The organism is Rhizobium sp. SEMIA 4085 (assembly GCF_013004495.1).
Lineage (GTDB): Bacteria > Pseudomonadota > Alphaproteobacteria > Rhizobiales > Rhizobiaceae > Rhizobium > Rhizobium gallicum.
In genome coordinates this window covers 1-9,557 of record NZ_JABEPH010000235.1, presented here as the reverse complement: position 1 = coordinate 9,557, position 9,557 = coordinate 1, and the positions used below count along the sequence as shown (strand labels likewise).

The following is a 9,557-nucleotide window of genomic DNA, read 5'->3' as shown; positions in this document are numbered from 1 at the left end:
GCTGGAGAGAGCGCTGAAGAATGCGGCGCGCAGCCTGGCCTGCTGACTGGCAATCGCTGACTGAAAGCAGCGTTTGCTTCTGCGGGCGAACACGCTACATTTCGCTGGCTAACCGAAGAGAGCCCTGGGAGGAGCGATTTCATGAGACGGATGTGGCCTGAGGAGTTCAATTCCATCCTGGACGGCGCAGAGGAAGTGACTCTGACGCTGCCGGCGGTCGTCCACGAGGACGGATCGCGGAGCGAGGCGATCAGCAGGCAGGCTCTGAAAGTCCGCATTCCGATGGAGGATTACGAGCGGATATGGCCATTGGCGGAAGCCCGCTACCGGCTCGGCGGAAAATTTTCCGGCAAGGCGATCACCCTCATCACCACCAATCCGCATTACCATGCCTGGCACCCGGCTGACGGCGGCAGTATCGAGAATATCTCCGATAGCGGCAGGCGCTACAGCACGAATTACATCGTCGCGCATTTTCTGCTCGATGATGTGCGGGAGACGGCGGCGGCCTGAGCCCGCCTGCCCTTACGCTTCGTCCAGAGCGAGCGCCAGATCGGCGATCAGATCGTCCGGATGCTCGATGCCGATCGACAGCCGGATGGTCGATTCCAGAACGCCGATGCGCTGGCGCACATCTGCCGGAACGCCGGAATGGGTCATCGCAGCCGGATGGCTGGCGAGCGATTCCGTGCCGCCGAGGCTGACGGCAAGCTTGAAGATCTTCAGCGCGTTCAGGAACTTGAAGGAGGCCGGCTGGCCGCCCTTGATATCGAAAGAGAAGGTGGAGCCAGCGCCTGTGCACTGCGTGGCAAAGGTGCGGCCGACCGGCGATTCCGGATCATGGTAGGGCAGATAGTGGATCTTCTCGACCTTCGGATGATCCCGGAGGAAATCGGCAACGGCGCGCGCATTGCCGTTGGCCCGCTCCATACGGATCTGCAGCGTTTCCAGCGAGCGCCCGAGCATCCAGCAGGAATGCGGATCGAGCTGCGTGCCGATCGAGCCGCGAAGCGCCTTCACCTGTTTGATCACCGCTTTAGGGCCGAGGACGGCGCCGGCGATGAGGTCCGAATGGCCGCCGACATATTTGGTCAGCGAATAGAGCGAGATATCCGCGCCATGTTCGATCGGGCGCTGGAAGACCGGGCCGAGCAGCGTGTTGTCGCAGACGACGATCGGCGTGTGGTCCTGGGTTTTTCCGATCGCATCGGCGATGCGGCGGATCATCGCGACATCGACAAGGCTGTTCGTCGGATTGGCGGGTGTTTCGACGAGGATGACCGAGACCCGGCCTTTCGACATAGCTTCTTCTGCAGCCGCTTTTACCGAAGCCTCGCTGACGCCATCGGCGAAGCCGACGGCGGAAACGCCAAGATTGAGGAAGGTCTTCGCCAGCAGCGTCTCGGTGCCGCCATAGAGCGGCTGCGAATGAAGGATCGCATCGCCCGGCCGGACGAAGGCAAGCAGCGTGGTTGCGATCGCCGCCATGCCGGAGGAGAAAAGCGCGCCGCTTTCCGTCCGCTCATAGACGGCGAGCCTATCTTCGACGATCTCGCTGTTCGGGTGGTTGAAGCGCGAATAGACGAGGCCGGCACCCTTGCCTGCCGGCGGTTCGCGGCGGCCCGACACATAATCGAAGAAATCGCGGCCATCCTCGGCGGTGTTGAAGACGAAGGTCGAGGTCAGGAAGACCGGCGGCTTGACCGCGCCTTCGGAAAGTTCCGGATCGTACCCGTAGTTCAGCATCAGCGTTTCCGGATGCAACGCGTGATTGCCGATATGGGTTCTTGAAGGGTGCGGCGCGGTCATTGACGGTCTCCTCAGGCCGATGGATGGGAACTGAAACAGCAAAATATATCAAATGCAGCGGCACGTTCTTGCTATTTGGCGCAGTAGGATGTCATTGGAAGCAACTTCGTGCGGAGCAATCTGAAATATGGCGCAGAAAATTGCCGATGAGACGGACCGGCGGATCCTGAAGGAATTGACGGCCGATGCGCGGATCACCAACAACGAGCTCGCCGAGCGCGTCGGGCTTTCAGCTTCCGCATGCCTTCGCCGGCTGCGGCGGCTGGAGGAGACGGGCGTTATAAAGGGCTACACGGCGCTGGTCGATCCGACCGCGGAAGGCTGGACGATGACGGCAATCGCCGCCGTCCGGCTCAGCCGCCAGCACGAGGACGAGATCGAGATGTTCGAGACTGCCGTACGCAGCTGGGACGAAGTGCTCGAGTGCCATCTCGTCACCGGTTCGCGCGACTATGTCCTAAAGGTGATGAGCGCAGGGCTGGATCAATACGAGCGCTTCATCAAGGAGAAGATCGCGCGGTTGAAATGCGTCGATACGATCGAGACCAGCTTTGTGATGAACACCATCAAGGAGCGGCGCATCTAGCTCAAAATATGTGCCGATTTACCGAAACATTAAAAATACTTCACCGACATTAACGGCTTGTTTACCACGTTTCGTGAAAGGTGCGGGGTGAGCAGTGGTGATCCGCATTCCTTTTTCAAGTCTCGCGTTTACTTGGAGTGCCGCTACGCCGTTCAAGTTGAGAAAAGTCTAATAAACTGCTCTCCGGTGAACGGTCTCTCAAGCCAATGGCCTGGCCCTGACGAGGGTCCCGAGCAGACGAAGCGAGCAGGAAGATGAACGGATCGCGATCCAATATCCCCCGGCATTCCGACAGAGCATCGCTCGATGCGCTAAACCGCACGATCGAGGGGCTCGAGGCACGCATCGAAGGGCTGATGGGCAAGGGAAGCCGCGAGCCGAGGCAGCAGCCAGCCGCAGCGGAGCGCGAAAGCTACGGAAGACCTTACGAACCGGCTTACATGAGGCCGGAGGCCCGGCCTGATCCGCTCGCAGAAATCCGCGAGCGCCAGCGCACGCTCGATGCCGGTCGTGAACGCGCAGCCGCCGAACGTGCAGCTTACCGCGAACCCGCATCCGCCCCGCGCATGCCGGCACCGCAGGCCGCACCTGCTTTTGGCGCCTCGCCCGACACGATGACCGAGATCGCCCAGGCGCTCGTCAACCTGCGCCAGGACCTGAAACGCGACATTTCGGACGGTGTAGCGCGCGAGATGGATGCGCTGCGCACGGAATTGCGCGAGATCAAGACGAGCGCGCAGGACCGGCATTTCGCCGACGACATCCGCGAAGACATGGGCCGGCTCGCCCAGAGCATCAACCAGCTCTCCAGCCGTTCGGCTGGCCCGGAGACTGCGGGCCTGCAAAACGAATTCGAAGAACTGCGCTCACTGATGGACGGGCTTGCCCGCGAGGATTCCATCCGCCACATGGAACGCCGCTGGGACGGGTTCGAAAACCAGCTGCATGCGCTGGACACAGCAGGCCTGCAGGAAGAGCTGGTGTCGCTCGCCTATCGGCTCGACGATATCAAGCGCCATATCGGCGGCATGGGCGAAAGCCCGGCAGTGCGCGCGCTGGAAGACAAGCTGATTGCGATCGCGACCGCGATGGAGCAATTCGGCAGCATGATCCAGCCGCATGACCGCGCCATGGCCGAGCAGTTTGCCGCGATGGATATGCGCCTTGACGAGATCAGCCGTGCGATCGCGGCGAGCGGGCGCAGCGCGGCAAGCGGCGACCCGGCGCTGATGCATCGCCTCGAAGGCCGGCTGAATGCGCTGGCCGAGCAAATCGATATGGTGGGCCGCAGTGCGGAAAGCCATGCCCTGCCCGCCGAGGGCCTTGCCGATCGGCTGGAAATGCTGACGCGGCGCGTGGAGGAACTCGCCAATACCAAAGCGACGGCACACCTCGACGAGCGGCTCGAGCAGCTTTCCTTCATGCTCGAGCGTGCCCAGAAAACGGTTCCGCAGGCAGATCTCAACGGCACGCTTGCCGACATCTCCCGCAAGATCGACGCGCTGGAAAGCGGCGCAGTCAACGACGCGCTGGCGGAACGGCTGGACTATCTTGCCCGCCGCATCGACCAGATGGACGTGCAGCCTGCTTCTGGCGCGGCAACCGATGACGGCGCATTCCGCCGCATCGAGGGGCGCCTCAGCGACATCGCGGCACGCCTCGAGGAAAGCACGGCGGCGCCCCCGACGGATTCGAGAGCCCTGAAAAACCTCGAGGACCAGATTGCCGGTCTTTCAGCGCTGATGAACACGCCGCGCGCCGGCGGTGACGGCATTCCCGTCGAGCTCGACCGCCGCATGGGCGCGATCGAAGACTATATGGCGACCAGCGACGAATACATCATCGAGGCGGCGCGCCAGGCGGCCGAGGCCGTCGTCGAGGCCTATTCCCGCAACGGCGGTCTTCAGGTCGGCGGAGTCCCAGCCGCCGATATGTCGGCGCTAAATGCGCTCGCCGAAGATCTGCGGCATCTGGAGGAGCTTAGCCGCAGCAGCGACGAACGCACGCACAAGACGTTCCAGGCGCTGCACGAGACGCTGGTGCAGATCGCCGACCGGCTGGACGACATGGAAACCCGCAGCCGGCCGGCCGCACGAATGCCCGCCGCAAATGCCGATTTCGAGATCGATCCTTACGCGCTGGTCCCCGCCGGTGCCGAGGAAGGCGAGACGCAGGCCGTGTTCGGCCAGAAGGGTGCCTCGCCGCTCCTGCGCATGGCGGAAAGCGGAAGCGAGCCTGTCGTGCCGGCGCAGGTTTCGCCCACAGCCGATACGAGCGTGAGCGCGATCGAAGCCGCAACCAATCCCGCTGGAGCTGCCACGCCCGCAAAAGGCAGCCTGCTTGCAGCACTCGGCAAGCGGCTGATTCCGGGCAAGAAGACGGAGAAGGCGAAGGCTGTCGAGCGGACCGTCATCGATCCCGCACCGTCGATCGATCCGGTCGACCTCATGCCTGGCGAGGAAGCATCGAACGAGCCGCTGGAGCCGGGCTCGGGCGCACCGGATGTGAAGAAGATCCTGGAGCGGGTACGCGCCAGCCAGGCCACGGCACGCAACAATCCGAAACCGGCAACGGAAAACGAGCGCGCCGACTATATCGCCGCCGCCCGCCGCGCAGCCCAGGCTGCCGCCATGGAAGCCGATCCAAAGGCCCAGCCGGTCAAGGCGGAGAAGAAAACCAAGGCGCCAAAGCCTGCCGGCGGCGCCAGCGCCTTCAGCCGCTTCCGCCGTCCACTTCTCCTTGCTGCAGGCGCCGTGCTGCTCGCCATCATGGCCTTCCCCCTTGCCCGCACGCTGACCAGCGGCGAACAGGCGCCTCCGGCAGAAGTCTCGGTGCTTTCGGATGCCGCGCAGAACCCCGTTGCAGCCAACGGTTCGGCCATGCCGGAACAGAGCGTGGAAGCAACCGCAGCCGTCACTCCGACGGGTCCTGCAGAACCCGAGGCCCCAGCACCGCTCGCCTTAGGCACGGCGCAGACCGAGCCCGAAGCGATGCAGCCGCCACCACCCGGCCACCTGACCGACGCCGTACCGCTTGACGGCGAAGGCGCCTCGACGCTGACGCCAGGCGCGCCGGCGCAGGATGCTGCAGCCTTTTCGCCCAAGGATGTTCCGGCTTCCACGAATGCCTCGCCCGCGGCACCTTCCATATCCGTGCCGAACACCATTCAGCCGCAGGCGCTTGCAGACGCCGCCCGCAGCGGCGACCAGCTTGCGCTCTTCGAGATCGGCGCACGCTTTACCGAAGGCCGCAACGGCCTGGCGGCCGACCAGGCGCAAGCCGCAAACTGGTATCAGCTTGCCGCCGACAAGGGCTTTGCTCCGGCGCAATACCGTCTCGGCAGCATGTACGAGAAGGGGACCGGCGTCGCACGCGATATCGGCAAGGCCAAGATCTTCTACGAGCAGGCTGCCAATCAGGGCAATGCCAGCGCCATGCACAATCTGGCCGTGCTCTACGCCTCCGGCGCGCTCGGCGAGCAGGACTACACGACCGCGGCAAACTGGTTCACCAAGGCCGCCGATCTTGGCATCACCGACAGCCAATTCAACCTGGCGATCCTTTGCGCCCGCGGCAACGGCGTGGCGCAGGACCTCGGCGAAAGCTACAAGTGGTTCGCCATCGCTGCGAAGGGCGGCGACAAGGACGCCGGCGCCAAGCGCGACGAAGTGGCAAAGGCGATGAAGCCCGCCGACCTTGAAAAGGCACGGGCTGCAACGAGTGCCTGGAAGCCGCAGCCGCTCGACAACAAGGCCAACGGCATCGAAATCCCGGACGGCTGGGCGAGCACCGGCACGAAGACCTCGACCGTCGATATGAAGAAGGCGATCCGCAACATTCAGGCGATCCTCAACAACAACGGCTTCGACGCCGGCCCGCCGGACGGCGAGATGGGCGCGAAGACGACCGCCGCGATCAAGAGCTTCCAGAAGTCGGTCGGCCATGAGCCGAGCGGCAGGATCAACGACGACACGGTAAAGGCGCTCCTGGAGCGCAACGCCAAGAACACGACCAAGGCTTGAGGGAAGGACAACGAAAGCGTTCGAAACTGATTGGAATTGAACACTGGTGCTACTTCCGTCAGCTCACGGGCCGTTGATTGCAAGCGATCGCCAACAAGCGTGATGCGTCAGATTTTCGCCTGAACAAATCCGGCTGAGGCAACCGGACGCCAATCGTATTCTCTCGGAGGTAAGCGAAGAACCGCTCATCTTGTGGCATTTGCCTATACCGCAATTTTGAACGACCCTTCGCGTCCGCCGCAAAAGGGTCGTTTTGCTTGTAGAACTTCCCGGCGTGACTTGATCTCACCGATGGGGGATTCGTGAATATTCAGCGGGCCGACGTGCCCTATTTCAGCCAATGGGAAACGCCCGAGATGACGCTGGCGGTCGCGGCGGAGGGATCTGCGGCGCTCATGCGCGATCCGCTGTGGCGGCATTCCGGCGCGCAGACGGTCAAAGAATATACCCGCTGGGGCGTCAATGTCTGCGGTATGGCCTGCCTGAAGATGATCCTTGCCGCGCGCGGTGAACTCCATCGGACGCTCGATCTTGCCCGCGGCTGCGCGGCCTTTGGCGGCTTTGTTGTCAATGAGGCCGATGCCTCGATCAAGGGGCTGATCTATGCGCCGTTCGTCAAGTTCGTCACCGAACGTTTCGGGCTGGGCGCGGAGACAGTGACGAATGTCGATACGGCCGCCATTGGAGAACTTCTTTCCAAGCGGCAGTTTTTCATCGCCTCGGTGCATCACACCATCCGCTGGCCAGAGTGTGAGCCGCCATCGAAGGGCGGCCACCTGGTGCTGGTTACGGGGGCCCTTCGCGAAACCATCCGCTTCCACAATCCTTCAGGACACAATCCGGAAAGCCAGGCGCATGTGACGCTGCCGCTTGCCGTCTTCGACCGCTTCTTCGCCAACCGGGGCATCGCGGTCGGCTTTTAAGTCTTCTCAAAACCAAGTCATTCCGGAGATTTTACGTGATTGATGCACCAAACAGACTGCGCATTGCCGTGCTCTTCGGCGGACGCTCGACCGAGCACGATGTCTCGGTGCTTTCGGCTACGAACGTGATGCGCGCGCTGGAGCCTCAAAAATACGACGCCATTCCGGTGTTCGTCAGCCGCGAAGGACAATGGCTGTTGAGCAGCTTCGAGGATGGCACGCTCGCGAAACCGGAAAACGGAGCCGAGGTCTGCCTCGTGCCGGGCGGACGCGGACGTATGTTTGCAATTCCCGCTGACGGATCGGCTTACGAACTGCCAACGATCGACATCCTCTTTCCGGTCCTTCACGGCCTGCATGGCGAGGACGGCTCCGTGCAGGGCCTTGCGGAGGTTGCCCGCGTGCCGCTTGCCGGCTGCGGCATTCTCGGATCGGCGACCGCGCTGGACAAGGACATCGCCAAGCAACTCATGAAAGCGGCCGGGGTGCCGATCGCGCGCTCCGTGACAATTCATGAGGGCGCACAGCCTCCCTTCGCCGCGCTGGAAACCGAACTCGGCCTGCCGCTCTTCATCAAGCCGGCGCGGCAGGGCTCATCGGTCGGCGTCAGGAAGGTCCATGCCAGCCAGGAATTTGACGGGGCGCTTGCGGAAGGCTTCCGGCACGACCGCAAGCTGCTTGCGGAGGAGTTCGTTCGTGGGCGCGAGATCGAATTTAGCGTGCTGGAGGACACGGCAGGCAACTTGTTCGTTTCACGGCCGGGCGAGATCGTGCCGGCGGAGAGCCATGGCTTCTACAGCTACAATGCTAAATATATCGACGAGAACGGTGCAGCGCTGAAAATACCGGCAGAATTGCCCCTGGAGGTCGAAGCCGGCATGCGTGACGTGGCCGCAAGGGCTTTCAGGGCCGTCGGTTGCGACAGCATGGCGCGTGTCGACTTTTTCCTGACACCGGACATGCAATTCCTCGTCAACGAGATCAACACCATCCCCGGCTTCACCGATATCAGCATGTATTCCAAGGCAATGGCGGCAAGCGGCGTGAGTTATGCCGAAGTCATCGACCGGCTCGTGGCGCACGGACTGGCACGCGCAGGGCAGTAACGATGCGATAGCCCTCAGGCGCGGTTCTCGACTTGCCTCAAGCTGCTCGACAACCGTGCCCCAGCCATCGTGGAAGCCCACTTCGGCGTGCATGTTTGCGCTCGGCGCTGTCCTTTTGCACGAGGTGGGCGGAGTAGTTCGTGCCGTTGATCCTCCAAGGTGATGACAGCCGTCATAACGGCTGCGCGGCGGGGCGAAAGCCGGCGCGAAATCGCCGCCGTTTTCGCTGATTTCAGTGACGATGATGGAGACAAACAGCCGTTGTCGGCTTGACTGAAACAATCTCGAACGGCTCCGCGAGGTCGCAGATGCTGCCCGGCCTTCGCCTAAACGGCCGGGTCCGCAGCCCGCGAGAAAGATGCCGCTCAGCTGTTCTGAAATACTGATCCATGAGGCGAAGTATCGCCGGAGAGCAAGTCTCCTCGCGCCGCCGTCACAAAATCTGAAAAAAGCCCAATTAATCGGAACTTATCGCTCGCGTAATGCGCGGATCGCATGTCGTTTATCGAAAGCCTCTGGCAACGATTTCGCCATATGATGCGCCATTCGAACGGGACGCAAGATACCTGCCCGGCGGGGGCAGTTTCATAATTCGGGGTCGGCTGTGACAATCTATCTGCCCATCGCAGAATTGTCGGTGAACATCTTCATCATCCTCGGCATGGGTGCGGCCGTCGGCTTCCTGTCCGGCATGTTCGGCGTCGGCGGCGGCTTTCTGATCACGCCGCTTCTCATTTTCTATAACATTCCGCCCGTGGTTGCCGTCGCGACCGGCGCCAACCAGGTGGTTGCTTCCTCGATCTCCGGTGCGATCACGCATTTCAGGCGCGGGACGCTGGACATGAAGCTCGGGACCGTATTGCTTGTCGGCGGTCTTGCGGGCGCGACGATCGGCATCTGGATCTTCTCGCTGTTGAGACGGGTCGGTCAGCTCGACCTCATCATCTCGCTGATGTACGTCATCTTCCTCGGCACCGTCGGCGGGCTGATGCTGCTCGAGAGCATCAACGCCATGCGGCGGGCGGCCAAGAACGTGCCGCCGACGCCGCGCAGGCCCGGACCGCCCCACCGCGGCCCCCCCCCTCCGCCGGACGGGCGGTGCCAGACATCA

At 62.7% G+C, this 9,557-nt stretch carries 7 protein-coding genes; 6 read left to right on the top strand and 1 reads right to left on the bottom strand.

The window, feature by feature from the left end; all coding sequences use genetic code 11:
* Positions 1 to 141 precede the first annotated feature (141 nt).
* The gene (locus C9413_RS21305; RefSeq protein WP_082046485.1) at positions 142 to 513 is read left to right on the top strand and encodes a hypothetical protein; all 372 of its coding nucleotides are present in this window, start codon (positions 142 to 144) and stop codon (positions 511 to 513) included.
* Between the two features lie 12 nt (positions 514 to 525).
* Here C9413_RS21305 and C9413_RS21300 read toward each other — a convergent pair whose 3' ends face one another.
* A complete protein-coding gene (locus tag C9413_RS21300) occupies positions 526 to 1,809 on the bottom strand; it encodes a cystathionine gamma-synthase family protein (protein WP_039843872.1) in 1,284 nt (427 codons plus the stop codon).
* 127 nt (positions 1,810 to 1,936) lie between these two features.
* Here C9413_RS21300 and C9413_RS21295 point away from each other — a divergent pair, with 127 nt between their 5' ends.
* The 5 genes from C9413_RS21295 to C9413_RS21275 form a co-directional block, all read left to right on the top strand.
* A complete protein-coding gene (locus C9413_RS21295) occupies positions 1,937 to 2,395 on the top strand; it encodes an Lrp/AsnC family transcriptional regulator (protein WP_039843871.1) in 459 nt (152 codons plus the stop codon).
* A 254-nt stretch (positions 2,396 to 2,649) separates the two neighbouring features.
* On the top strand, positions 2,650 to 6,417 hold the full coding sequence (locus tag C9413_RS21290; RefSeq protein WP_039843870.1) for a peptidoglycan-binding protein: 3,768 nt from the start codon (positions 2,650 to 2,652) through the stop codon (positions 6,415 to 6,417).
* 308 nt (positions 6,418 to 6,725) lie between these two features.
* Positions 6,726 to 7,340: a C39 family peptidase gene (locus C9413_RS21285; protein WP_039846612.1), complete on the top strand. Its 615-nt coding sequence runs from the start codon at positions 6,726 to 6,728 to the stop codon at positions 7,338 to 7,340.
* 35 nt (positions 7,341 to 7,375) lie between these two features.
* Positions 7,376 to 8,446, top strand: coding sequence for a D-alanine--D-alanine ligase family protein (locus tag C9413_RS21280; protein ID WP_039843869.1), 1,071 nt, complete (start codon positions 7,376 to 7,378; stop codon positions 8,444 to 8,446).
* A 604-nt stretch (positions 8,447 to 9,050) separates the two neighbouring features.
* Positions 9,051 to 9,557: sulfite exporter TauE/SafE family protein (locus tag C9413_RS21275; protein WP_170250870.1), on the top strand; the 507-nt coding region annotated here is incomplete at its 3' end.